Genomic DNA, 25,047 nt, shown 5'->3' on the forward strand with positions numbered 1-25,047 from the left:
GTGTATGCTTAACCATAAATATCAACGACTTCAATACTAAGCCAACTCTGAATGCCAAAGCCTTTTTTGCTTATTAAAATCGTACTCATTGCAAACTTACTGTTAGTGAGTAGTTTTAGTGTGGCAAATTCAGTCGACAACCAAAGAGCCGATGATATTTTTGCCTCGATTGACAGTGGTATTGCTATTAATGACCACGCGCAATACCTGCTCTATCTCGATGAACTAGATAGCCTAGTCGCTGATAGTGATACAAACCGTCAACTACGAAAAAACCGCGCGCGCTGCTGGTCATTCGATATATTTAAAGAGGGTGAAGCCACTAAAGCGCTCGATTTTGTTGAGCACGCATTAACTCACCCGCTTCTTTCCCAATATCCAAGCCACAAACTCGACTTAGCCTTGTGCCAAAGTTGGTATACCGAGCAAAACGGAAATGTCGATTTAGCTTTAAAAGGCTACGATAAGGCGGTTAGTGATGCCTATGCGCTAGAGGACTTACGCCTAGTTGCCGACGCGCGCTCTATGCGCGGTTATTTGCATTCTTATCAAGGTAATTTTACTTATGCCCTTGAAGACTTAATGACCGCACAGTCGCTGTATGAAAACCTTAATCTCCCCGCTTGGGCACAGCTTAACCTTTACGAAATCGCTAACGCCTATCGCCGTTTTGGCGATCAAAAAAGTGCGATTCGCTACTTTAAAAGGTTAGAAAAAGATAAGCGTAAAAGTAATCATCTTGATGCCGCCAACACCATATCAGTATCAATTGCGATTGCAGAAGAAGAGCTAGGCAACTTTGAAGTAGCCAAGTCACGCTTTGAAAAAAGCTATCAGTATTGGCGCGCAAAGGGCGACGATATGGGGCAAGCAACCGTAGGGGTCAATATTGCTGGCACATTAATCCAACTCGGCGAACTTGATCAAGCTAAGCGTTACCTTGATCTAGCCAAGCCGTTTATTGCATCAAATGATGAGGGCTTTTATGGTTTTATGCACCTTTTCTACGGCCAAATTTACCTCGCCCAAGGCCAGCTTGAGCAAGCCCATGAAAACCTGCATTTGGCACAAACTGCTTTTATTCGCGTCAAAAACATGAGTGGCTTGGCCCAACAACTAAAACTAGAAAGCAGTGTGTTTGTTAAGCAAGCTGACTGGCAGAATGCTTATGAATCCCTTAACGAATACGTTAAACAACATAATGAGCTAGATACAAAGCTATTATCGACGTACACCACTGAAATGCGCACTCGCTTTAATGCAGATCAAATCGAGCAAGAAAACCGTCATTTAATGGAAAACCAACAGCTAAAAGAAATAGAGCTTGCCATGCTTGAGCAAAACAAGTTACAGCAATGGATTATCATTTTACTGGGCGGCTTAATCACCATTATTATTTCTGTTTTCGCCTATAAACAGAGCCAAAAAAATAAGCAATTATCGACACTAGCACTGACTGATGATTTAACTCAGTTACCTAATCGCCGCTATATTTACGCCAAGGCTGAAATCTACTTAGAGCAAGCGTTAAAACATCAAAGCCCGCTATCTGCCATTACCTTTGATGCAGACTACTTCAAACAGATTAACGATAACTTTGGCCACGAAGTGGGTGACGAATGTTTAAAGCTACTGGCCAATACCTGCAGAGCAGTGCTGGGTAGCCAATATCAAGCTGCACGAGTGGGTGGTGAAGAGTTTTTAATTTTATTGCCAAACACTGATAAAGACGCTGCTTTTGAAATTGCCCAAAATTTAGTACACCAAGTCCGCATGGCGAACTTATCAAAGTTCCCTCAAGGCTTTTCCATCACCATTAGTGCCGGTGTTGCTAGCTTAAGCAACGACCCCGAAGAGTTACATACCCTTTTAAAAAGGGCTGATGACGCTCTGTACCGTGCAAAACATGAAGGTCGAAACCAAGCCCGAATGGGCTAGCTAACCTTTACAACATAGTGGCATGTTATAGGCTTTAAAGCAGAGCATTAGCCTGTCTAAATGAGTTAAACGCGCGTATACCTATTAACGCCGAATAACTGCTATCATTAGTGGTTACTCCAAGCCGTAAATAGATCTATGTCTGACTCAATCGCACAACCAACACAACTTGCTCCGCTTAACAGCCTAACGTCAGCTCAACTTAGCGAGCTAGCCCTTAATATTAAAAACTGGGGTAAGGAATTAGGCTTTGCACAAATCGGTATTTGCGATACCGACCTCAGTGAAGAAGAGCCAAAATTGCAAGCTTGGTTAGACAAAGGTTATCACGGCGAAATGGGCTATATGGCCAACCACGGCATGATGCGTGCCCGCCCACATGAGCTACATCCAGGTACTAAACGCGTTATTTCTGCACGAATGAATTACCTTCCACCAGAAGCGGGTTTTGCCTTTAATCTTAAAGATCCTAACCTAGGCTATATTTCTCGATATGCTGGCGGCCGCGATTATCACAAGATGATCCGTAATCGCCTTAAAAAGCTTGGAGACAGAATTGAAGCTGAGCTTAAAGCTCTTGGGATTAATAAACCGAATTCGCGTCCATTTGTCGATTCAGCGCCTATTTTAGAGCGCCCGCTTGCCGATAAAGCTGGCCTCGGCTGGACAGGTAAACATAGCTTATTACTAAGCGAAGAAGTGGGCAGTTGGTTCTTTCTTGGTGAGCTCCTTATCGATTTACCGCTCCCCGTTGATATCCCTGTCGCCGAAGGCTGTAAAACCTGTGTTGCCTGCATTAAATCCTGCCCAACTAATGCTATTGTTGAGCCGTATATCGTCGATGGTAGTCGCTGTATTTCTTACCTAACCATTGAGCTACAAGGCGCAATTCCGCTTGAGTTTAGGCAAGCAATAGGCAACCGAATTTATGGCTGTGATGACTGCCAGTTAGTGTGTCCAGTTAACAGCAAAGCACCAGTTACTGAGGAAAGTGATTTTCATACCAGAGCATCACTTAAGCAGCCGCTGTTACTTGAACTATTTGCATGGAGCGAAGCTGAATTTCTCAAGCTTACCGAAGGTAGCCCTATTCGCCGTATTGGCCATGCTCGCTGGTTGAGAAACATTGCCGTCGCGCTAGGTAATGCACCAGCTAGTAGCAGCATAGTCGCAGCGCTTGAAGCACGTAAATTAACCGATGAAGTCGATGAAATGGTAAGTGAACATATTGATTGGGCACTCGCAGAGCAAGCGGCTAAACAAGATGATAATCAGAGTGAACCAACAGCGCTGCTTGTGAGTCGCAAAACTCAAAGAGTGATCCGCAGCGTTGAAAAAGGATTGCCGAGAGACGCATAAAAAACGAGCGCTAATTAAGTTAGCGCCCACTTTACATTCAAGCTGCGATTTATGCTTTGGGGTCTAGAGTAAAGCCAACTTTAATGGTTACCTGCCAATGCGCCACCATGCCCTCTTCTAAGTGACCGCGGGTTTCAATCACTTCAAACCACCTCAGATGTTTCAATGATTCATTCGCTGCTGCAATCGCATTTCTAATCGCTTCATCAGAGCTAATTGGTGAAGATCCGGTTAGCTCAATAATCTTGTAGGTATGGCTCATTGTAACTCCAACTATGATTAAATGTTGATGTAAGTCAGTATAGAACAACATCTGTGTTAGTCAGTGTAAGCCACATATTTTTGCCAATAACGTTTACAGCCAAGGTTGACTCTTAACCTTTGTCGTTTTCATCCAGATTAGATTTATACACATACCATATCTTGACCAACTTAAGCTGATTGGCAAACGCCTTGGTAACCACATAATAGGTTTTCTTTTAGCTGCTCACTTCAAAACTACCTACACCAAAGTCGAACGTTTTAGCCAAGCGGTTCCAGGCATTAATTTGGATCACAGCAAGTGTAAGCTCACTTATCTCTTTACTAGAAAAGTAGCCACTTAGTGCCGTTGTCGCCTGTAGCAGACGCGCCTCATCATGGGTCACTCCTGCATGGGGAAGATCTGTGATCGCCTCCGCCCAATTTAATACCACACGCTCTTTGTCTGTGTAATAAGGCGCTTCTCGCCAGATAGACAGTGACGCCATTCTCTGGGCAGTCTCACCTGCGGCGAGAGCCTCTTTAAAGTGCATATCGATGCAGTAAGCGCAGCCATTGATTAACGACACTCTATAGCGAATAAGCTCGAGTAAAGCATGCTCAATGCCACAACTGTTGACATAGTTTTCCGTCTTGAGCATACACGCCATCACACTGCTGCTGATCTCACTACTTTCTAGCGCTGCGGAAATTGAAAGGTGTTGATTAGTTACTTGAGTCATCTGTTATACCTTATTGATTGAATCGATTAATGGAGTAAGAGATATTATCCATAGATACAATAAAGCTGGAATACAGATACAAACTGCTTTACTTTTGCGTAAAACGCAAAGGTAAGGTAGAGATAACTCATGTTAAGTACGATGCGGATCTTCATCAAAGTGGTTGAACTCGGAAGCTTCTCCAAAGCGGCCGAGGTGCTCAATATGGCACCCTCAAGTGTTGCCCGTAATATCGATAGCCTTGAGCAAGACTTTAATGCCGTCTTACTCAAGCGCAGCACCCGACAGCTATTACTCACCGAAGCTGGAGAGCAATTTCTAACTGGCGCACGCAAACTTGTTATTGATGAAGAAAACCTTAAAGCCTCTCTATCTAAGCAAGAGGTACAGCCTGAAGGAATATTGAGGATTTCGGTATTTGAAGGATTTGGTCGAGTAAAAATTTGCCCTATTCTACCCGGTTTCTTAGCCCTATATCCTAAGGTGAAAATTGAAATTGACTTAGATAATCAGCTAGTCGATTTGCACTCAGAGAACGTGGATATAGCCATTCGTATTGGCAATGCACAAGATTCGAGTCTTAACGCCAGAATGCTTATGGCCAACCAAACTTCGCTCTGTGCGAGTGCTAAATACTTAGCTCAATTTGGTGCTCCCAAGAAGCCCGAAGAATTGCAACATCATAACTGTTTGTTGCTCGACCGTGACAGACAGCGCACCTATTGGCATTTCAAAAAGGGCAAACAATATAAGAAGGTTCCAGTGCAGGGAAACTTAACCTCACGAGGGGGCACCCCCATTCTTGAGGCGGCGATTCATCATGGTGGCATAGTGCAATTGTCCAGTTGGATGATGGATGACTTAATTCAAGATGGCAGCTTAGTGCGCTGTCTACCCGAGTGGACACCCTCACTGTCGGAGGGATCTAGCGGTGATATCTATGCGCTCTATCGTGGTGGTAAGCATATGCGCCCAGTGATCCGCGCCTTTATCGATTACTTAGTCACAGCTCTTAAGCTATGACAGTAAAAAGCCGCATAAATTATGCGGCTCATGGTTGAGATTAGCTGTTGCGCTAAAAAAGATTAGGACCTTTATTATGCCAATAACATACGCCACCAGATCCCAGGCAAACTAGTAAAGCCGCTGGTATAAAACGTCAGTTCTCCATCTTTGATCACCATTAGCGTTGGTGTCACTTGCATTGACCATTGCTGCGATATTTCACCTCGTGGATCATTAACCACGGCAAAGTCATAGTCTTTGTGCCGCAAATATTGCTGCATCTTAGTGTCACTGCCTGATGTCATTGCCACAGTTACCACTTTATATTGGCTGGCAGCGATGTCGACAGATGGACTCACAAAACTACATACCGGACACCAAGTCCCCCAAAAATACAATAATACCGGTTGCTCATGGCTCATCGCGAGTAAATTGACCTTGTCACCTTGCACCGTAGTAGCTTGAATATTGGCTAAGTCAGTTTTAGGCATATCTCGGCTACGCCATACATCTAGCACAGCCGAGAACACAGTAAACACCAGCAACATAAATAGCAATTGCTTAAGCCAACCAATGACTTTGCGCCCTAAAGGACTTGGCGGAGCATTAGGGTTCTCGTCAGTACAATGGCGGTTATCCTTGGTCATTGCTGGCCTCCAAAGCTTGCTCTACATGCTGTTTCAACTGCGCAAATGGCACTAAGCCAGCAACCACTTCATCACCAATAATCATACTTGGCGTGCCGCCAATCCCCAGTTTACGCATTAGCTGCAAATTAGCAGACACAGCATCAGCAACACGCGAGTCAGTGTTATCTAACCACTTAGTGGTGTCAGTCATGTTGGCCACTTTAGTAATTGTTGAGCTATCTAAACGGCGCGGAACAGCCATTAACGTCTGTTTGACCTTAGCGTATTTAGCAGGCTCATTTAACCAAACCGTTTGCGCTAAATCCACTGCATCAACAGCGCTTTGTCCCTGAAGTGGAACCATCTTTATGATAATTTTCAGCTTGGGGAATTCAGCCATTAACTTATCCAGTTCAGGCTCAAGCTTTTTACAATATGGACAGTTAAAGTCAGTAAAGTACACCATAGTCAGCTCAGGATTCTCAGCCCCTTTCCAAGGATCGGAAGCCGTATGAAACAGTGCCTGTTGCTCGGCCATAATCACATCTTTCACGCTAGCTTGCTGCTGCGCCATCTCACGCATCTGCATAGCAATAACGGCTTCTTTAAGTAGATTAGGATCACTTAATAGCATCTCTTTTACTATGGCCTTTACCTCTTGCTGTTCGGTAGGATTAAGGCCATCTTCTGCTTGTGCAGTAGCACTCATTAGCATTGAACCACTAAAAAAAGCCAATGTGGTTAATGCTAAAAGTGATAAACCAAGTGTGAATTTTCGAGCAAAAATGGCAGGATTTTGGCTGTTCATTGCCAAGGCTTGTGCTTTATTTTCAGTTTCAACATGAGTTTTATTTAACATCGTTATCTCTTAGAGCCGCTTTACGCGACTCATCTAAATGGGGTTCATTTAATAGTGTGATCGCTAAGGCTAAGACCAATACTATTTATTACTTTGCTAATGACTTTTAGGTTATTTAACGGCTTGCTGAGGCGCGATTAATAGCCTCTATCACTTCGCTTGCCGACAAAATAACAGGCAGCTCAATGCCCTCTGGTGCATTCGGGCCGTAAACCACGTTAAACGGCACACCAAAGCGATTATGGCTTTGTAAATAGGCTGTAATTGGCGCAGACGGCTTAGTCCAATCACCTTTCATCAAGTGGATATTTTCAGCTTTTAGGGCGCTATAGACAGGATCTTGCAAGATCACCCCAACCTTATTAGCTTTACAGGTAATGCACCAATCGGCAGTCACATCAACAAATACGGTATTACCCGCGGCAACTTGAACCTGAATTTGCGCTTCATCTAGTGGCGCCCAAGATAGATCGGTCGGTAATGGTTGCGCCCATCTGTCTGATGTTGCGAAAGCACCAACCGCAAGTGCCAGCAAACCTAAGCTGAAACTCGCTATCAAAGCTGCTTTGCCGTGTACTTTAGTGATCAGTGCTAAAAACAGCAGCACTAATAGCAAAGCAGCCCCCCATAAATAAATCGTCGCAATAAAGCTTGCCAACAAGCTGATTAGCCACAGACTCGTAAGCAGCAATAGGCCTGAGAAAACCACTTTAACCACACTCATCCAACGACCCGGTTTAGGGAAGTAACGCGCAACTTGAGGAAACGCAGCAACAATTAGCCAAGGTAATGCCATACCTATCGCGAGAGCGGTAAAGATAACAAATAGACTGAGTACATCTGCGCCAAGGGCAAAGGCTACAGCTGTGCCCAGAAACGGTGCGCTACACGGCGTTGCCAGTAAAGTGGCAAACATGCCTTGCAAAAAATGGCCACGCTGATCATTACCGCCTGTGGTTGCCAACTTAGTTTGCAAACTCGATGGTAGATTAATCTCAAATGCCCCCAACATATTGATGGCAAATACAGCCGTCACCAGCGCCATAAAACCAATAAACCATGGGTTTTGGAACTGTACGCCCCAACCTATCGCCTGCCCGGTAAATTTAAGGATTAAAATAAATCCAGCCAGTAACCAAAAAGACACTAAAATCCCTAATGCTGAAGCTATAAACTGCTGGCGTATTTGCTTCACTTGCAGGTCTGGTGCGGCAATCACTGAGCTTAACTTCATACCTAGTACCGGCAATACGCAAGGCATGACATTTAAAATCAAGCCTCCCAATAGCGCGATAACTAACATGCTTAATAACGAATGGCCGCTTGCTTGAATGGTGGTGCCACTGACGGTTGCAGCAAACTCTAATGCGCGCTCTTTATCCATCACAGTAAGGTTCAATGACTTACCAATAAGCTCTGGTTCACCTAACCAACTACTTGCATCAAAAATAGCTCTTAGCTTTTGCTGGCCACTATCAGTGTCATAACGCTCGAAACGGACAAACTTAAAGGTGGTGTCGGGTTCACCATCAATAATAAATTTTGGCAAAGTCCAACCGTTATCGTCCATCTCTACTTGCAGTTGCTGCGCCTTAGCATCCCAGCCAAGAGCGATATCTTCACGTTGCAATTTAACCGGGACTTTAGACACGGCTTTGTTATAAGCAAACATGGCATCAACATCGGCATTTAACGCTGCTGGGTCAATATCAAGATTGAGCTCATAATCAGTTAATACGCACACGTTAGTGCATGACGACAGGGTAAATTTTCCCTGTAAATGGGTAGGTTCATTGGTGTCGTTGAGTTGCAACTGCATCGGAAACGCAGCCTCATGATGATAACCAAAGGTTTGCAGACCCAGTAACGAGAATTGCTCAGGAGCAGGCCAGTCCCAATCAACTTGGTTTAAGTTACTGGAACCACTCCAGTCGATACTTGGTGCTATTCCGCCCTCACCAGGGCTACGCCAGTAGGTTTTCCACTCGCCATCCAGCTCAACTTCTAGCACACCTGGTACGGTGTTACTGGCCTTATCGACCTCCCCAGTGAGCATAAACCTCACTTTTACAGGCGGATGATTAGGGTTCTCTAGCCAGCCTGTTGACTGGGCAAAAACCGGATTAGCTAATGCAATCAAACACACTAGAATAATCTGTCTTAATATTGTCAATTTTCTTTCTCCGTAGAAACGGATCGTCACTAAACCAGCGCTTTTAAACTGCTGTTATAACGATTAATAAACGGCTTACGTTAGCAGTTAGATCCACCTTTGATAACAGCAATATAGCGTTACTGGGGGCCTAATACCAATTAGTATAAAACAAGCAAATTCAGTTAGATGGGCTAGCGAATAAGACTTTTCAGTATAAGCGCTAGCACAGGTGTTTTATTCTTGAAAGCGACACAGAGAAAGGTGGATCCGCCTAGGCCGAGGCAGTATTGGGACATTGAGCGCCCCTTGCAGCACACGTGAGGCAAGCGGAATAAAGGGGAAGATAAATAGCAGCACTAATAAAGGCAAAATCGGGGGTTCGTCGAGACACACTCTTAATGACTTTTCAGATAGTTCACACTGCTTAAATTCAGAGTCTTTAGCTTGGCTAACACCCGCTTCGCTCATATTGATTGCGTTATTGCTTACCGCATTATTAACTTCAACGGCAAGTATACTTGCGTAAGTAGATGAGCTGGTATTTAGCTGCTCGAAGATGCGAAACACGCCACTATTTTGCGCCAAGCAAAATAAGACTAATATGGAAAACACCATAACAGTCCAATACTTGTTAGTTTTACTAAAGCGCGAATGAGAGATAGAGAACTCCGGTTCAAGGTCAAAAAAGGTAACAAGCACTATTGTTAATTTACTCTCAATTCACTAACACCTAAAGCTGAAAAGCCTAACGTGGTGAAGCAGTAAAGCAAACTAGATATGCAGTTCAATCAATAAGACCGGACATTTGCAAAAATAGTTCACCGCTAGCGCCGATTTTATTACAACCGCTGAAAAAACCACCAAAGCAGCTCGCCGAGATCAATCGACGAACTGCTTACGTTATTGCTACTCGTTAAACTAAAAAGTTAGCCACAAATAACTTAGCTTAGTTGGCGACGCAAAATCTTCGTTGCTTCCACTAAGTTAACTAACGCTGGCTCAACTTCATCCCAAGTACGGGTTTTTAAGCCACAGTCAGGGTTAATCCACAGCTGCTCAACAGGAACTTTGCTCGCCGCCTTTTGCATTAGGCTCACGATTTCATCGACTGTAGGTGTATTCGGCGAATGAATATCGTAAACACCCGGACCAATTTCATTGGGATAATTAAAATCTTCAAATGCATTGAGCAGTTCCATTCTAGAACGAGATGTCTCAATAGTGATCACATCAGCATCCATGGCCGCGATCGCCGCGATGGTTTCATTGAACTCGCTATAACACATATGAGTATGGATCTGCGTAGCATTAGTTACGCCAGCAGCACTGAGTTTAAAGGCATTAACCGCCCAATCTAAGTAATGCTGCCAGTCGCTTTTCTTCAGTGGCAGTCCTTCGCGAAATGCAGGCTCATCAATTTGGATGATACCAATACCTGCGTTTTGCAAATCAACCACTTCGTCACGAATAGCCAGACCAATTTGAGTCGCTATCAGCTCACGGCTAATATCTTCACGGGCAAATGACCAATGTAGGATAGTGACAGGGCCAGTTAACATGCCTTTCACCGGTTTTTCAGTAAGGCTTTGGGCAAACTCAGCCCAATCAATCGTCATTGCTGTTGGTCGCGACACATCCCCATAAATAAGCGGCGGTTTAACGCAGCGCGAGCCATAGCTTTGCACCCAACCAAATTGAGTAAAACCAACCCCTTCAAGCTGCTCACCAAAGTATTCCACCATGTCGTTGCGCTCAGCTTCGCCATGTACTAACACGTCGATATCTAGCTTTAATTGCCGCTCTACTGTGTCTTGGGTGACTTGACGTAACTGCTCGTTATATTGCTCAAGGCTCAACTCTCCCTTACGCCAACGGCTGCGCAAACCACGAATGGCAGGAGTTTGCGGAAAACTGCCTATGGTTGTGGTTGGCAATAACGGCAAACGATACTTAGCTCGCTGCACCGCTTGCCTTACCGAAAAAGCATCATCACGTTGGTAATCTTGCTCTGTTAACGCATCAACTCGGTCGATGACAGCTTGATTAGCCGCTTTGGCACGGGCATCACGCCTTGCTTCGCACTCGCTGACAATGGAGTGAGCTTCAGCAGAATTAGCCTCAGTTAGCAGCACTTTAAGTTTATTTAACTCGGTAAGTTTTTGCTTGGCAAAAGACAGTTGTAATTTAAGCGCTGGAGCAAGCTCTGTTTCGACTTCTAAATCAACAGGACTATGCAGCAACGAACATGAAGGTGATAACCATAAACGCTGCTTAAGATCGCGAGCCACACTCGTTAACTGGCTCGCAATTTGGTCAAGCTCCGTGGCCCATACGTTACGACCATTAATCACCCCAACCGATAAAATCTGCTCAGGATCTAAGGTTGCGACAAAGTCAGCTAATTGCTCTGGTGCTGTGACTAAGTCTAAATGCAGACCCGCCACAGGCAAAGCCGACACTAATTGGTGATGATGAGCAATGCTGCCGTAGTAGCTTGCTAATAACAGTTTAGGTGAACTGCTTGCCAATATTTGATAAGCCTGAGTAATCGCTGCTTGCCAGTCGCTTTCCAGCTCTAATGCTAAGATAGGTTCATCAAGCTGCACCCACTCAACGCCTTGGTCAGCAAAACGTTGCAATACTTTTTGATAAGCTTCGATAAGCTGTGGTAACAAACTCAACTTATCAAACTCTGTGCCGACGGCTTTTGACAAATACAAGAATGAAACAGGACCAAGGATCACCGGCTTAGCTTGATGGCCCAAATTCTGCGCTTCACTTACTTCATCAAATAACTGCTCATAAGCAATATCAAAAACTTGATGAGCGCTTAACTCTGGCACTATGTAGTGATAGTTAGTATTAAAAAATTTAGTCATTTCAGCGGCAGGGGCATCATTACCTGTAGGTGCTCTGCCACGTCCGACACGAAACAAGGTGTCTAAATCTATACCTGAATCGCTGCGGTGTCGCTCAGGAATAGCCCCCAATGTAGCGCTAAGAGTTAATACCTGATCATAAAAGGCAAAATCACCCACAGGTAATAAGTTTACCCCTGCATCCGCTTGCCATTGCCAATGGGTTTGGCGCAACCCCTTTGAAACTTCAAGAAGTTGCGACTGTTCAATCTCACCACGCCAGTATTTTTCTAAAGCAAACTTTAATTCGCGTAAACGACCGATCCGTGGAAATCCCAAACTATTTAATTGCATATTGTATACCTTTCAGTGTTAAGATGAACAAAATTCAGAGTTAGCGCCCATCTGAATGACATATAACAAAACAGATTGCCGGGCGTCTGGACGTCTAGAAGTTTATTGTGATAGCCTAGGTATTCGCAATCGAAACGAATTCAAGCGCTACATGAGCGGATTTCATGTGAGGATAATATGATAGAGCTTAGACATTTACGTACGTTAGTTGCCCTTAAAGAAAGCGGCAGCCTCGCCGGGGCTGCAAAGAAACGCTTCGTCACTCAGTCGGCACTGTCGCATCAAATTAAAGAACTGGAGACACGGATTAACTCAGCAATCTTTGTGCGTAAAAGTAAGCCACTTTCTTTTACTCAAGAAGGCGCACGCTTACTTAATCTTGCAGAAGATATCTTGCCGAAAGTGATAGAAACTGAATTTGATTTGAAAAAAGGCTTAGAAGATGGCGATAACCATTTAGGTGTTGGTATTGAGTGCCATAGCTGTTTCCGTTGGTTAATGCCGGTGATGGAACAATTTAGACAGCAATACCCTTTGGCTGATCTGGACCTATCAAGTCGTCATCTGTTCGATTCGCTTAATGCGCTTGAACAAGGCGAGCTAGATGTGGTGTTAACGTCAGATCCTGTTCCCGGCCAAGCCATTGCTTATCAACACTTGTTTGATTTCGAAGTCAGACTCGTCGTTGCAAGTGATCACCCTCTCGCTCATCAAGAGTTTGTTACACCTAAACAATTAGAAGGGTTACCGATTTTAAGCTATCCGGTTGCACTTGAGCGTTTAGATATCTTCCGCCACTTTTTAGAGCCGGCAGGCATAAAAGCGGGCCCACAAGTGACCTGCGATTTAACCATGATGCTGTTACAGCGTATAGCTTGTAAAGATGGTATTGCGGCGCTACCAAGCTGGTCTATTAGCGAAGCTCATGGCCTAAGTTTAACCAGCCTTAAACTCGGCGCAGAAGGATTAAAACGTCCGTTATTTGGCGCCTATCGCCGTAATGGAGCCAATGCTCGCTTAGCTCAACATTGGCTTGAGTTAGTCGCACAAGAAGGCTTAGCCAAGCAAAAAATAAACTAGTATCGTCTTAAGCTAACGCTAAAAACAAAAAAGCCTGCAAATGCAGGCTTTTAAGTAAACGCTCATATCGGCTTAAGTAATAAACCTCTTTTAGCCAAAACGCGTCTTAACACCAATCCTGGCGAACTCACGTTATGTGTCTGACGTAGGTTATGCGCAATCAAAAACTCATCACGTAAGTCGTCATCAAGCCCTAATGAGCCAAATGCTTCTAAGGTCAAAGTTTGCTGCTGCCCTTCAATCACAGACTTCAATACACTAATAGGGTAAGCCTGCTTTGCCTCTGAGTTTAAGTAAGCAAATGCCGTTAGCGCAATAATGTCGCCAAACACGCTAAACAGCGCTAATGTCTGCACTTCATCTGGGCTAATTTGTAAGTCATCTAATTGGTACAGTTGGTCTACTGCGTCAATCGCAATTGCTTCAGTTAGCGACCAGTAGCCTTGAACCAACTTCTTATAAGGTTCACTTAATTCGTCTAAACGTTCTTTCAAATAGAAAGTAAACGCATAACGATAAATATTAACTTGCCCTAAACGCACTAACGCATCTTTCAATGAGCGATTTTTACTGGTTTGCGGCGTAGCGTGATCAGCACTGTTACTGCGCCAAAGCAGATGGGCTGATAAGGCTGGATCAGACGAAACGATATCGATAACGTTACGGATATCACCGTCTGCAATAATGGCCTTTTTCAATGGGATCAGGATCCCTCGACGCCCTATTACCTGCTCTTCATTGCTGATAATGGCGCGTACTTGAGTAAATACTTGCTGCTCAAGATCTGTCATGCGAAACATTAAACCTTATTTTTTTAATAATTCTATCCATTAAATTTCAGCTAAATTAACCCACAATATGACATTGAAGGTCAAGCCATATAAGCGATTACCTTAGCAAGTTTCTACGGTTTTCTGGTGATTAATTTTTCTAAGTTAAGTCATTCTGTGATTAAACGGACACTATCAGGATTTTCTATTACAGCCTCGACTTCCCTACAAGAGAGAGATGATAACATAACAAGCTGTTATTTAATGACTTTTAATCTAAAAGCCTTTCATAAACCGCATTAGCAAGCGCTAAATAACCCTGTTCATTCAAGTGTATCGCGTCTGATTTCATGCTAGGGCTTTTCAATAGGTCACTTAATGTATCTTCCACTAAAACTAACTGGTATTGCTCAGCAAGCTCAGCATAAATCGGTGACGGCGAAACAAATAGGCTCTTTTGCGGTACGGCAACCAGTAAGACTGGGATCTGCTTGGCTTGGGCCATTTCAATCATGCTCGCGAGATTAGCCTTAGTCTTTGCTTCGCTATGGTTTCTTAAAAAGTCATTGCCCCCCCTCAAGCAAAATAAGCACCTGAGGTAAATGTGTATCGAGCAGCCCATTTAAGCGTTTAAGTCCACCAGTCGTTGTTTCACCAGAAATGCCAGCGTTAATCACTTCAAAGCCACTAATAGCCGCTAACTGACTTGGATAGTCTTGCCCTTTAGCCGCGCCAACACCAAAAGTCAGACTATCACCAAAAGCCAGTAACCTCGCATTAGGTGGTAACTCACCAATGCTGGCACCCGAACAAGCTTGTAGTAATAGTAAAGATAAGATCACTACTAACCTGAGCAATAAATGACACATAAGAAGACGCTTTATTGATAAGTTTGCCCAAAAAATAACATAAAAAAAGCCAGACACAAGGTCTGGCTTTTAATGCCTACTAAAAAAATGTTTTAAAAGGCTTGGTAGCTCACGCTAAAGTAAAACTCTCGACCAGGGCTGAAGTAGTTTTGTGCCGAAATAATCTCTTCATCAAATAGATTATTGGCTTTCAAACGTAGACTCCAAGCATCATCTAGCTGATAACCTATGCTCAAATCTAGCTGGTGAGTGGCGTCAAAGAAATCATTACTGCCGGCATAGCGCTTTCCTTGATAGTGGTAGTTAGCCAATAGATCAACCTGATCCCAGCCATAGCTCAACTGGTAGTTAAACTCGTTTTCACTGCGGCCAATCAACTCTTCACCAGTCTGCTTATTCTCTGCATCTAGATAAGTGTAAGCTAACTGGTGATCTAAGCTAAATAAGCTAAAGTTAGCCGATAATTCAACACCTTGAATTTTAGCTTCATTGATATTAGCAGGCTTCCAGATATCCCAACCAAAATCGTCTTTTTCACCTGTTGGTGCCCAAGCAATAAGGTTATCAATGGTGTTTTCAAACACACTGATATAAGCACGAATATCGTTAGCCGTGTAATGCAAGGTTAGGTCATAACTTTCAGCTGTTTCTGAAATTAAATCTGGGTTACCAGAATCAGGCCAGTATAAATCGTTAAAAGTTGGAGCCTTAAACGCTGTACCCGTTGATGCAGCTAAACGCCATTGGTCGTTAAACTGATAAGCAAGACTCGCATTGTAAGACACTTCACTATCGATATTCTCTACGTCATCATAACGTACAGCAACTTCAGCAAGCAGTTGGCTCCATTGCTTTTGCGCAAGTAAATAAGCACCGAAAAGATCACGCTCATCTTGAGCATAATCACCTTTTACCGTCTCATTTGACCAATCAATACCACCTGTAAATGTTAAGTCATTAGCGGCTAAATATTGGTTACTCCAGTTAACTTGATCGCGCTTGGTTTCAAACTCTGAAACCGGCACACTGATATCGTCGCCTCGGAAGTTTTCATTCGCATCACGAGACTGGCTTAACGCCAGTTTGCTGGTAAATTTATCATTGCTGTATTGAGCCGCGAGGTTCCATAGATAGTTCTCATAATCTGATTCATCAGCAGAGCCCGATGCATAAATATCATCGTACTGAGTATTACCTTTATCATACTGGCCGTTCCAAAGTGCTTGCCAGTTTTGATTAATTTGCTGAGACCCTTTTAACGACAAGGCATTGCGCTTATAACCGTCGTCGTCATTTTCAACAGGTGCACCATTATAAACATCATAGCCGTCAGACTGTTCATGGTTAACTGCAAGGGTTGTGCTGCCGTTACCATGGCTCATGCCAGTACCAAATGAACCACGAATGTAATCGTTGCTACCGTACTCAGCACCTGCAAACCATTCACCGCCTTTTAGTTGACGCGTAAAGATTTGGATCACACCGCCAATCGCATCGCTCCCCCAAACTGATGCACGTGGGCCTTTTAGAACTTCGATTCGTTCGATGTTTTCAGGCGATAGCGTGTTAAAGCTAACAGTACCTAAAGTGGCAGAGCCAACCTTAACACCGTCAACAAGCACTAGAACATGATTGGAATTACTACCACGAACACTAACTGACGTAGCTTGGCCTGCACCACCATTGCGTGAAATGCTCACACCCGGCAATGTTTCTAGTACATCGGCAACCGACTTAGGGTTAAGACGTGCGATTTCTTCACGCTCAATGGTATTGATAACGGTTAACTGCTGATCAGCAGTTCTGTCAAAACGTGAACCAGTAACCGTAATGGTTTCGTCAACGTTTACTGTAGCGGTAGTGCCTTCTTCAGCCGTTGCCGAAAATGCAGATAAGCTTAAAAGACTGCTAACTAGCAGTGCGATTTTTGATGGTTGTGTTCCCATTTACCTTTGACTCCTAAAAGGAAAACGGGGCAAAAACGTCACGGAGAACCGGGGCAAAAGTTAACTTTATGCCTAACCGTCAATCTGCCGCATCTCGAGATCTGCCCGCCGAAATCATCGAAATCACTTTGCTGGCCGGTCTCCGGACTTAGGTTCTGTATTACGTGTAATACCCGAGTACAAGCTTTAAACGCCTTTCCATTAAGGCGCACTTGTCTCTCACCATTCACCGTTGCGGGGGCAGTGTCAGAATTTAACTGACTTCCCGATTATCCTCAGTTACAGCAGTAACTTGGGCACCAATAAAGTTGACTAAAATACTCTTTTTATGAGCTGTTTTTTATGCGCTATTTTTATCAATAACTAAGTAATAAAAGCTTAAACCAATAAACTTTTCATTGTAGATGACATCATTTGAAGCGCCATTTATTCAATAGCATGTATTGCAATCACCCAAGAGTAAAAAAGCATCACCATTGAGAGTGCGCGCATTATAGACGTCTATACGGTTAAATGTCTAACCTAAGCACAGATAAAACACGGAGATAGAGGCAGGAATAACACAACCATTAGTTATAAGTTAGAACAATTACTTTAAAAATCAGCTAGTAAACAGCTCAAACCGCTATTTGACTGATGACTAATGTAAGCTCAACGGCATAATACTGGATAGGAACTCTTGATAATTATGCGCTTTCACTGGTGGGTTTACTTTATTAAAGGTGTTACCGCGTATCGACTTATGGATTAAATATAAGTCCGCTTTGCCTTTCACCACAGTGTAATGACCTATTTCACCTAAGCTAGTAGCAGAGGAATAGGCCACACCTTTAATCGACTTAATATGCGTATTAGGCATTTGAGTGCAACCTATAATTGCACTAGCAGTTTCATGCCCACCTAGCGGCTCACTAGGTAAGTCTTCAAACACCATTTCACCTTGGCAACTTTCAAGGTAAACGTTAGCCATGGTTTCTAAAAATTCTTGTGGTTCAATATCTTCAGCAACGCCCTTAAAGCCTTGTACGCACACCATAGACGACCAAGTTTGCAGCTCTTGCCCCATAGGTACAAACTCTGCTGAATACATGGTTTCCTGTTGCTCTGAATAAGCCAGCTTCCAATCCACAGGCAAATTAAAATTAAAAGTTTGCCCAAAAATAACCAATTGCTGTAGTTGTTTATTGGCTGAGCTTTTAGGGAGGGATTTTTTAGCACTATCTTTGCTGGAGTCATCAGCAAAACTCAGAGGAGAAACCGCAAAAAGCAGACTACTGATAAAAGTAAATACAAAATGAAATGAAGATGGGCGCATACCTTTACAATCCTTGTCGAGGCGTTTTTTCATACTGCACATTCTATCTAGGCTAGACACAAAGTAAAACCGAAATATCGATTTATGTCCTTCCCAAAAGTTGAATATACAAAACCAGTTTAATTAACAACACCTTATATTCAAACCAATAATAATGATTAATTTTCACTCAAAAATAACTTGCACAAATTGATTACATTTGTAATCTTAAATATACATTACAAGTGTAATCGAAAATTTATTAGCAAGAGACCCAAAATGAAAGAGATCAGTAATGCAGAACTAACAGTGCTTAATATTTTATGGCAGTCATCCCCAAAAAGCGCCAGCGAAGTCATTAATGAGTTATCCCGCAGCCATGAATGGCATGAGAAAACCGTAAAAACCTTGCTAAATCGATTAGTCAAAAAGCAAGCCATTGGTTTTGAAAAACAAGGCCGCTCTTACCTGTACTCGCCACTAATTGATCAAAGCGAATACCAGCTAAAAGAAACTGAATCCTTTATTGAGCGTTTATTCTCAGGCCGCATTGCCCCACTCGTTGTAGGCTTTGCTAAGCAAAACAAACTTAACGCGGAAGATGTTGCTGAACTGCAACAGTTGATTGATACATGGCAAAAGGAAAACAAGTCATGATGCTATGGATGGTGCAACAAACCATACTGCTAAGCCTAATTTGCGTAGGCTTACTGATTTGCCACAAGCCACTACAAAAATACTTAGGCTCACACCAGACTTATCATCTTTGGCTCGCAGTCCCTATTCTGTTACTTAGCTCAACAATAGTTGCTGCCATGCCAAACTTATTTGCAGCAGTTCAGTCTCAGCAAATCGCTCATTACAGCGTTTTGGCAAGTAAAATAATTCAAGCTAAAAATACAACAAACTATGGGCTATTTGCCAGCTACATATGGCTTGGCGGAATTTCTATCATGCTTATTCTGCTTACGCTGCAGCTTATATCAATCAAGGCCCTTGCACGCAGCGCGACAAAAGTAAGCAGCCCATTTTCACGCCTAGCGACTTACGTTCACCCCAAAGTGCAATCGCCGATGCTTATAGGCATTGTGAACCCAAAAATCATCTTGCCAGTTAACTTCAACCAACTTAATGCACAAGAACAGCAAGCCATTATCAATCACGAGCAATATCACCACCAGCGTGGCGATCTACAGTGCAATTTATTGGCGTATGGCGTGTTATGTCTGTTTTGGTTTAATCCCATTTGCTGGCTTGCATACCGTCGCTTTCGCGATGATCAAGAGCTAGCCTGCGATGCCCATGTGACCCAGTCACTCAGCAAGCAACAAAAAATCAGTTATAGCCAAGTGCTGTTGGCTTATTCACAGCAGGCCCAGCACGGCTTGCTACACACTCACTACGGAAATAAAAACATACTCAAGGAACGTATTATGCAAATGAAAACCCAGCAAAAAGGCCAAAGCAGCATTGCAGTTATAGGATTAATCATGGTTTTAGGGCTTTGCGGCCTAATGTTAAATCAACAAGTTCAAGCTGGCGGAGTCGATAAACAATCAGTGGTGTATCCAACCATGCGCATTGAGCCTAAATATCCCATTGAAGCAGCAAAGGCTAACCAAAATGGTTTTGTGCAACTGCAGTTCGATATTACCCCAAGTGGCGCAGTAACCAATGTTAGCGTAATTAAATCATCACCAGAGAAAGTGTTTGATGCAGTGGCGATTACTGCACTAAAGCAATGGCAATACCAGAGTTCGCCTAACGGTGTGCAAGGTTCAAAAGTACAACTCGATTTTGAAGTTGAAACCCCTACCACCGATGTTGAGCGCATCAAGGTTAACGCTAAATAACAGCAAAGTTGATGAGTGGGTTTAGCCTCTAAGCCCACTCACAAAAATGCGCGCCCTCTGTTTAATGATAAATAGTTTAGCGCTCTAATCACTATCTTTAGAAAACATTTACAATTGATTATCATTCTCATTTAATGCTTTTTACATTAGGATGCTAGCGTCATTAACTATATGAGAATTTAACTATGCCTACCCTAATCAAGTTTGTTGCAGCAACATTCATGCTAAGTTTTTCAGCCTTTGCTAGCGCCAACACCTGCCAACTCGATATCAATGCAACCGATGCTATGCAGTTTGATAAGAAAGAGCTCACCCTTCCAGTAGGTTGCACCGAAGTGACGCTTAATTTACACCACGCAGGCACCCTACCAAAAACGGCCATGGGCCATAACTGGGTACTAACTGAAACCGCTAATATGTCAGCTGTTGCTAACGAAGGCATGGCAGCTGGCGCAGCAAACAGCTACGTCAAAGCTGATGATCCTAGAGTGCTTGCTCATACCGATATTATTGGTGGCGGTGAAAGCACTAGCATTACCTTTAGCACCGCTGATCTCGATCCTGCAAAACAGTACAGCTTCTTTTGTTCATTCCCAGGTCACTGGGCCATTATGCAAGGCCAGTTTGTCATTGCCTCATAGTTAACCAACGAGGTGCAAATATACTCCCCCAACTTGATTTGCACCTCGCTCAAGCATTTAACTGCAAAACCTACCTCAACTTAAGCAGCACGCTTTAGTAAAATCACACACGAATTAACAATTAATTAACCTGCAAAACAATTTCTGCTATTGTGATTTTCGCTATCAAAGCAGCTTTATCTCGTTAGCTTGCAAGCTTTAAGAACAATAACAATCAGGCGCAATCAATGTCAGATAACACACCATTAATCACTCCACGCACTTTAAAAGTACCGATAACCAATGTTTATGCAATGGGCGGCTACTGCGCCCAGCTTAGATTTGGCGCCAATAAAACCCCAGCAAATCTGATTATTGATACGGGCAGTAGCACCTTAGTGGTGAGCGACAGTGATTATGACGACGAGCAAGACACTAGCTTAGTGGCCACCAGCTTTGCTCAAGAAGTCTTGTATGGTGCGGGCGGCTGGGACGGCCCTGTAGTGCATACCCGAGTCGGACTCAGAGAAGAAGATATCGATTTCAACCTAAGCGACGGTTATCAGTTAGAGCCAAATCCTGATGCCCACGCGCCCATAGTACTTAACGATTGTCCGGTGGCGATAGTGTCGTCGATTAAACAAGAGGGCACATTTTTACACGCCGACGGCATACTCGGTCTTGCTTACCATCAGCTAAACAAAAGCTACAATCTCAAAGACTATTTTGACAAATACAATATCAAACCAGCGCTCACCTACCCTTGGCCATTTGACGATGAAATTAGTATTTGCAGTAATGATTATCACGCCCATTTAAATGCAAACCAAATAGAAAACCAAGTCGAAAACAAGGCGGCTCACTCTGAGCAAGATTGCGATAATCGCTTTACCAGCCACGATTTACGTCAGTTTAAAGCCTTTTTAAAACAGCAGCCCACTCAAGATATTATTCCCTACTTTACTGAGCTCACCCAGCATGGCTTAACCGCCAATAAGTTTGCTTTTTACAGCCGCCGCTCAAGCGTACACTTTTCTACCGATATTAGCGCAGCCACCTTTAGTGCAATAAAGAGTGCCGATAAAGCTGAAAAAACAGATAAGACAGCACAACAAGCGCACTTCGCACAGTTAAACCAAGACCCGCTCAATCAGGGCTGGTTAATTATTGGTGGCGGCGAAGAACATATTGAGCTTTATCAAGGCGAGTTCACCACTATCTCTGTGGTAGAAGACAAGTATTACAACGTTAACCTCATCTCTATCCAAGTTGGCGACCAAACCGAAATCGACAGCCTACTCACCGAGGAGATAGAGAACAGCCTTGAGCCTACCGAAAGTATTAAGCGAGATGACAGCCTTGACCCAGATAACAGCCTTGAGCTAAATGAAAGCCCTGAGCCTGCAGAAAGCCTTGAGCCAATAGAAAGCCCTGAGCATCTAGCAAGCCAAGCAAACCATGACCACGCCCTACTCTCAGCCATCGGCATGAACAAACAACTACGTGGTCGCAGTAACGCTATTATCGACACAGGAGTGTCAGGCATAGTGTTTACCAAGCATTTATACAACGCCATGGTGGAACACTTCAGCGCGCTAAACCCCAAATTTGCAGCACTGATAAAGCCCTTTAGCGATATCGCCATGCAGTATCAAGGTATCGACATGAGCCAGTTAAACCTTGATGAATGGCCCACGCTCACCTTGCATTTTGTCGGCGAACGCAATCACCATAGCCAACACACTCATAGCAGCAGTGGCAATACCAGTAAAAATACCAATAAAAATAGCTGTGGCCATAGCAGTATAAGTAGTCGTGACCATAGCAGTGACAACAAGCAAAATAGCCCAGAAAAAGTCAGCATTCACATAAAGCCCGAGCACTACTGGCAAACCAACACTCCAGCCAAGGGCAAGGCCTGTTTTAAGATATTGTCACAGCTTGCAGGGTGGCCCAATCAGTCGCTACTTGGTTTACCGCTAATGAATGATCACTACGTGATTTTCGACCGCTCCGCCCATCAAACCGGCGTTATCCACTTTGCTAAACAGCGTTAATTAGGATTAAAAGATGTCTCCTAGACAAACCCAATTAGTATCCATTAATAATAACCATAGCTTTCAAACATCACGTCTATCTTGTCGTCCAATCAACATTCACGATAGAAGTTTGTATCAACGACTCTATTGCTGTGAAAAAGTTATGCGCAACATTAGCCCTCCATTAAGTATTGAGCAGGCAAATACTGCATTTGAGCGAGCAATAAAGTTGCAAAGCAGCCATAAACCCAAGTTAATGAGTTGGACCATTATTGAAACTTCCACACAACAAGCTATTGGTATTCAAGGGCTGACTTGGAAGAACAAGTACAATCACATGGAAGCTGATATCGGTTTCATGCTTTTGCCAAAAGCCAATGGCAAGCTCTTTCCTGAGGAAGCTATGGGAGCCCTAGTGGAATACGCCTTTAGCTATTTAAGCCTTACAAAAATAACCGCCCATTACACAAAAGCCAATCTGGCGACCCAGAGATTTGTAAAAAAGCTTGGCTTTACTTTTCCTGAAATTGAAAACGAACTCAGTAAGGCCAAAAGCGATATTATATTTTGTTACGCAGAGCCCGAAAAACAAGTAACAGTTTAAAAACATTTTGATAACTGTTAATTTAATAGCCTACTCATCAGACACATAATAGAGAAGAATAAATGTCAGGTAGTTTAGCTTGTGTTGGAATAGGAATGACTTTAGGGGCTCATATTTGCCCGTTAGCAAAAAGCTATATTGAACAGGCTGATGTGGTATTTTCTGGCATGTCTAACGGCATAGTTGAACTCTGGCTGCAAGAGATGCACCCCGACGTGCGCTCGCTACAAGGCTTTTATCAGCCCGGAAAATCTCGCCATATTACCTACCGTGAAATGGTCGATGCGATTATGACCGAAGTGCGCGCCGGCAAAAAAGTCGTCGGTGCATTTTATGGTCATCCAGGGGTATTCGCCCACGCACCACATAAATCAATCGAAATAGCCAAGGCTGAGGGTTTTCACGCTGTCATGGTGCCGGGCATATCAGCAGAAGACTGCCTAATTGCCGATTTGGGCATCGACCCCGGACAATATGGTTGCCAGCAGTTTGAAGCCAGTCAGTTTATGTTCTACCAACGCCGCTTTGACCCCTCATGTTATCTAGTGCTGTGGCAAATAGGCCTAGCTGGTGATAAGAGCCTAACTAAGTTTGCTACGGGGGCGGCGCACCGCCAAGTACTGATTGAACTTCTCAGTAAAGACTACCCACTTGAGCATCAAGTGATTTTATATGAAGCCGCCGTACTGCCTATAGACACAGTGCGTAAGCAAACCCTCACCTTAGCAGAACTAGCCGATGCCGATATTTACATGCACACCACACTGGTTATTCCGCCAAGCCAAAAGATGCAACCCAATCAAGCAGTATTAGACCGCCTAGCGCAAGTAGAAGCCCAGCTGCTAGCACAACAAAGTGGCGCACTTTCTGAAGTAAATAGTTGAATAAAGTAAATGAAGCAGTAGCTGAATCAAGTAAATGAAGCAGTAGCTGAATCAAGTAAATGCAGAAAGTGGATAAAAAGAAGATTTAACAAAAGCTAACGGATAAGCCTAGATTAAGCAGGTAAATCCTCCCTAAGAAATAGAAAAATAGAAAACCATAAACGACAATCAACAAGGAAATAGTATGTCAAACATCATTCAACTGCTGGAACGTATGGGGCAAGATGCAAGTCTGCAAACAGAAACTAACTTTGAGCAAGCGATTGCCGAATCAGCACTAACTGAATCATTAAAACAAGCGCTAATCAACAAAGATGATATTAGCCTTAAGCGCGAGCTAGATGTCTGCCCAGATGTTGTTTGTATTTTGCTTGCCCACGAAGAAGATGATGATGACGATACAGACTCTGAATCGACGCCCTTTAGTATTGTTGCGTAAACAGCAAATTCTAGCCTGCTAAATCGCTAAAAGTTGCACTAGCATCAGCCCTAAAAAATACTGAAGCTAACACTCAAGCCCTCTGTTTTAAGAGGGTTATAACCAGTGATAGACAAGCTGACATAACAAGATAAACAAGAAGTTAATTACAACAAGACATCAACAAGGAAATAGTATGTCAAACATCATTCAACTGCTGGAACGCATGGGCCAAGATGCAAGCTTGCAAAGCTTTGAACAACAGCAAATTGCTATCAATGAAAGCAATTTAGATGAAAACACTAAGCAATATCTTCGTAAAAGTGAGCTGGTTGAATTAAAAAAACAATTAGATATATGCCCGGACGTGGTATGTATTTTCTTCCCTGCTGAAGATGAACCTAAACAAGATGAATCAGAAGAGTCACCAGCAGAAGATGCTGATGATATAAAGCTTATTGCGAATGCTTAATGTAATTAGCAATTTAATAAAGCGAGGCAAATTTATTTGTCTCGTTAGCTATCTATTT

At 43.4% G+C, this 25,047-nt stretch carries 24 protein-coding genes and 1 riboswitch; of the genes, 12 read left to right on the forward strand and 12 right to left on the reverse strand.

Going from position 1 to position 25,047, the window contains the following annotated elements; all coding sequences use genetic code 11:
* Positions 1–51: 51 nt before the first annotated feature.
* Entirely contained in the window at positions 52–1,938 is a 1,887-nt protein-coding gene (locus tag AB4298_RS00170; RefSeq protein ID WP_371985341.1) for a tetratricopeptide repeat-containing diguanylate cyclase, read from the forward strand.
* Between the two features lie 138 nt (positions 1,939–2,076).
* Positions 2,077–3,297 carry a tRNA epoxyqueuosine(34) reductase QueG gene (gene queG, locus AB4298_RS00175; protein WP_371985342.1) on the forward strand — a complete coding sequence of 407 codons (1,221 nt, stop codon included), beginning with the start codon at positions 2,077–2,079 and terminating at the stop codon, positions 3,295–3,297.
* Between the two features lie 49 nt (positions 3,298–3,346).
* Here the strand turns inward: queG and AB4298_RS00180 are convergent, their stop codons facing one another.
* Both AB4298_RS00180 and AB4298_RS00185 read right to left on the reverse strand, forming a co-directional pair.
* Positions 3,347–3,559 carry a dodecin gene (locus tag AB4298_RS00180; RefSeq protein WP_248999309.1) on the reverse strand — a complete coding sequence of 71 codons (213 nt, stop codon included), beginning with the start codon at positions 3,557–3,559 and terminating at the stop codon, positions 3,347–3,349.
* Between the two features lie 217 nt (positions 3,560–3,776).
* Positions 3,777–4,280: a carboxymuconolactone decarboxylase family protein gene (locus AB4298_RS00185; protein WP_371985343.1), complete on the reverse strand. Its 504-nt coding sequence runs from the start codon at positions 4,278–4,280 to the stop codon at positions 3,777–3,779.
* Positions 4,281–4,409: 129 nt separating this feature from the next.
* On the opposite strand from AB4298_RS00185, the gene AB4298_RS00190 reads away from it, so the two are divergent.
* Positions 4,410–5,303: a LysR family transcriptional regulator gene (locus AB4298_RS00190; RefSeq protein WP_371985344.1), complete on the forward strand. Its 894-nt coding sequence runs from the start codon at positions 4,410–4,412 to the stop codon at positions 5,301–5,303.
* Positions 5,304–5,377: 74 nt separating this feature from the next.
* Here AB4298_RS00190 and AB4298_RS00195 read toward each other — a convergent pair whose 3' ends face one another.
* The 5 genes from AB4298_RS00195 to metE form a co-directional block, all read right to left on the reverse strand.
* The gene (locus tag AB4298_RS00195) at positions 5,378–5,932 is read right to left on the reverse strand and encodes a protein disulfide oxidoreductase (RefSeq protein ID WP_371985345.1); all 555 of its coding nucleotides are present in this window, start codon (positions 5,930–5,932) and stop codon (positions 5,378–5,380) included.
* Positions 5,919–6,773 carry a DsbA family protein gene (locus AB4298_RS00200; RefSeq protein WP_371985346.1) on the reverse strand — a complete coding sequence of 285 codons (855 nt, stop codon included), beginning with the start codon at positions 6,771–6,773 and terminating at the stop codon, positions 5,919–5,921. Before AB4298_RS00200 ends, AB4298_RS00195 begins: the two co-directional genes overlap by 14 nt.
* 115 nt (positions 6,774–6,888) lie before the next feature.
* On the reverse strand, positions 6,889–8,946 hold the full coding sequence (locus AB4298_RS00205; RefSeq protein WP_248999314.1) for a protein-disulfide reductase DsbD family protein: 2,058 nt from the start codon (positions 8,944–8,946) through the stop codon (positions 6,889–6,891).
* A gap of 216 nt (positions 8,947–9,162) precedes the next feature.
* Complete coding sequence (locus tag AB4298_RS00210) at positions 9,163–9,627, reverse strand: hypothetical protein (RefSeq protein WP_371985347.1); 465 nt, start codon at positions 9,625–9,627, stop codon at positions 9,163–9,165.
* A 242-nt stretch (positions 9,628–9,869) separates the two neighbouring features.
* A complete protein-coding gene (gene metE, locus AB4298_RS00215; RefSeq protein WP_371985348.1) occupies positions 9,870–12,140 on the reverse strand; it encodes a 5-methyltetrahydropteroyltriglutamate--homocysteine S-methyltransferase in 2,271 nt (756 codons plus the stop codon).
* Between the two features lie 177 nt (positions 12,141–12,317).
* On the opposite strand from metE, the gene AB4298_RS00220 reads away from it, so the two are divergent.
* The gene (locus tag AB4298_RS00220; RefSeq protein WP_248999317.1) at positions 12,318–13,220 is read left to right on the forward strand and encodes a LysR family transcriptional regulator; all 903 of its coding nucleotides are present in this window, start codon (positions 12,318–12,320) and stop codon (positions 13,218–13,220) included.
* Positions 13,221–13,282: 62 nt separating this feature from the next.
* Here the strand turns inward: AB4298_RS00220 and AB4298_RS00225 are convergent, their stop codons facing one another.
* The 5 genes from AB4298_RS00225 to AB4298_RS00245 all read right to left on the reverse strand — a co-directional run bounded on the left by AB4298_RS00225 (position 13,283) and on the right by AB4298_RS00245 (position 18,153).
* Positions 13,283–14,011 (reverse strand): HDOD domain-containing protein, encoded by a 729-nt coding sequence (locus AB4298_RS00225; protein WP_371985349.1) that lies wholly within the window; start codon positions 14,009–14,011, stop codon positions 13,283–13,285.
* Positions 14,012–14,261: 250 nt separating this feature from the next.
* On the reverse strand, positions 14,262–14,504 hold the full coding sequence (locus tag AB4298_RS00230) for an SGNH/GDSL hydrolase family protein (RefSeq protein WP_371985350.1): 243 nt from the start codon (positions 14,502–14,504) through the stop codon (positions 14,262–14,264).
* Positions 14,505–14,553: 49 nt separating this feature from the next.
* A complete protein-coding gene (locus tag AB4298_RS00235) occupies positions 14,554–14,832 on the reverse strand; it encodes a GDSL-type esterase/lipase family protein (protein ID WP_371985351.1) in 279 nt (92 codons plus the stop codon).
* A gap of 119 nt (positions 14,833–14,951) precedes the next feature.
* The gene (locus AB4298_RS00240; protein WP_371985352.1) at positions 14,952–16,805 is read right to left on the reverse strand and encodes a TonB-dependent receptor domain-containing protein; all 1,854 of its coding nucleotides are present in this window, start codon (positions 16,803–16,805) and stop codon (positions 14,952–14,954) included.
* A gap of 116 nt (positions 16,806–16,921) precedes the next feature.
* Positions 16,922–17,124: riboswitch (cobalamin riboswitch) on the reverse strand.
* Positions 17,125–17,445: 321 nt separating this feature from the next.
* The gene (locus AB4298_RS00245) at positions 17,446–18,153 is read right to left on the reverse strand and encodes a hypothetical protein (protein ID WP_371985353.1); all 708 of its coding nucleotides are present in this window, start codon (positions 18,151–18,153) and stop codon (positions 17,446–17,448) included.
* A 225-nt stretch (positions 18,154–18,378) separates the two neighbouring features.
* Between AB4298_RS00245 and AB4298_RS00250 the strand changes: the two genes are divergently transcribed.
* From AB4298_RS00250 to AB4298_RS00285, 8 genes are all read left to right on the forward strand, one after another.
* Positions 18,379–18,756 carry a BlaI/MecI/CopY family transcriptional regulator gene (locus AB4298_RS00250; RefSeq protein WP_248999322.1) on the forward strand — a complete coding sequence of 126 codons (378 nt, stop codon included), beginning with the start codon at positions 18,379–18,381 and terminating at the stop codon, positions 18,754–18,756.
* The gene (locus AB4298_RS00255; RefSeq protein ID WP_371985354.1) at positions 18,753–19,952 is read left to right on the forward strand and encodes a M56 family metallopeptidase; all 1,200 of its coding nucleotides are present in this window, start codon (positions 18,753–18,755) and stop codon (positions 19,950–19,952) included. Before AB4298_RS00250 ends, AB4298_RS00255 begins: the two co-directional genes overlap by 4 nt.
* Positions 19,953–20,137: 185 nt before the next feature.
* Positions 20,138–20,593 carry an azurin gene (gene azu / locus AB4298_RS00260; RefSeq protein ID WP_371985355.1) on the forward strand — a complete coding sequence of 152 codons (456 nt, stop codon included), beginning with the start codon at positions 20,138–20,140 and terminating at the stop codon, positions 20,591–20,593.
* 227 nt (positions 20,594–20,820) lie between these two features.
* Positions 20,821–22,629 (forward strand): pepsin/retropepsin-like aspartic protease family protein, encoded by a 1,809-nt coding sequence (locus AB4298_RS00265; protein ID WP_371985356.1) that lies wholly within the window; start codon positions 20,821–20,823, stop codon positions 22,627–22,629.
* 13 nt (positions 22,630–22,642) lie between these two features.
* Entirely contained in the window at positions 22,643–23,215 is a 573-nt protein-coding gene (locus tag AB4298_RS00270) for a GNAT family N-acetyltransferase (protein WP_371985357.1), read from the forward strand.
* Between the two features lie 62 nt (positions 23,216–23,277).
* Complete coding sequence (locus tag AB4298_RS00275) at positions 23,278–24,099, forward strand: SAM-dependent methyltransferase (protein WP_371985358.1); 822 nt, start codon at positions 23,278–23,280, stop codon at positions 24,097–24,099.
* Between the two features lie 184 nt (positions 24,100–24,283).
* A complete protein-coding gene (locus tag AB4298_RS00280; protein ID WP_371985359.1) occupies positions 24,284–24,538 on the forward strand; it encodes a hypothetical protein in 255 nt (84 codons plus the stop codon).
* 175 nt (positions 24,539–24,713) lie between these two features.
* The gene (locus AB4298_RS00285; RefSeq protein WP_371985360.1) at positions 24,714–24,989 is read left to right on the forward strand and encodes a hypothetical protein; all 276 of its coding nucleotides are present in this window, start codon (positions 24,714–24,716) and stop codon (positions 24,987–24,989) included.
* Positions 24,990–25,047: the final 58 nt, after the last annotated feature.

This window comes from Shewanella sp. 10N.261.52.F9 (assembly GCF_041471165.1).
GTDB lineage: Bacteria > Pseudomonadota > Gammaproteobacteria > Enterobacterales > Shewanellaceae > Shewanella > Shewanella marinintestina.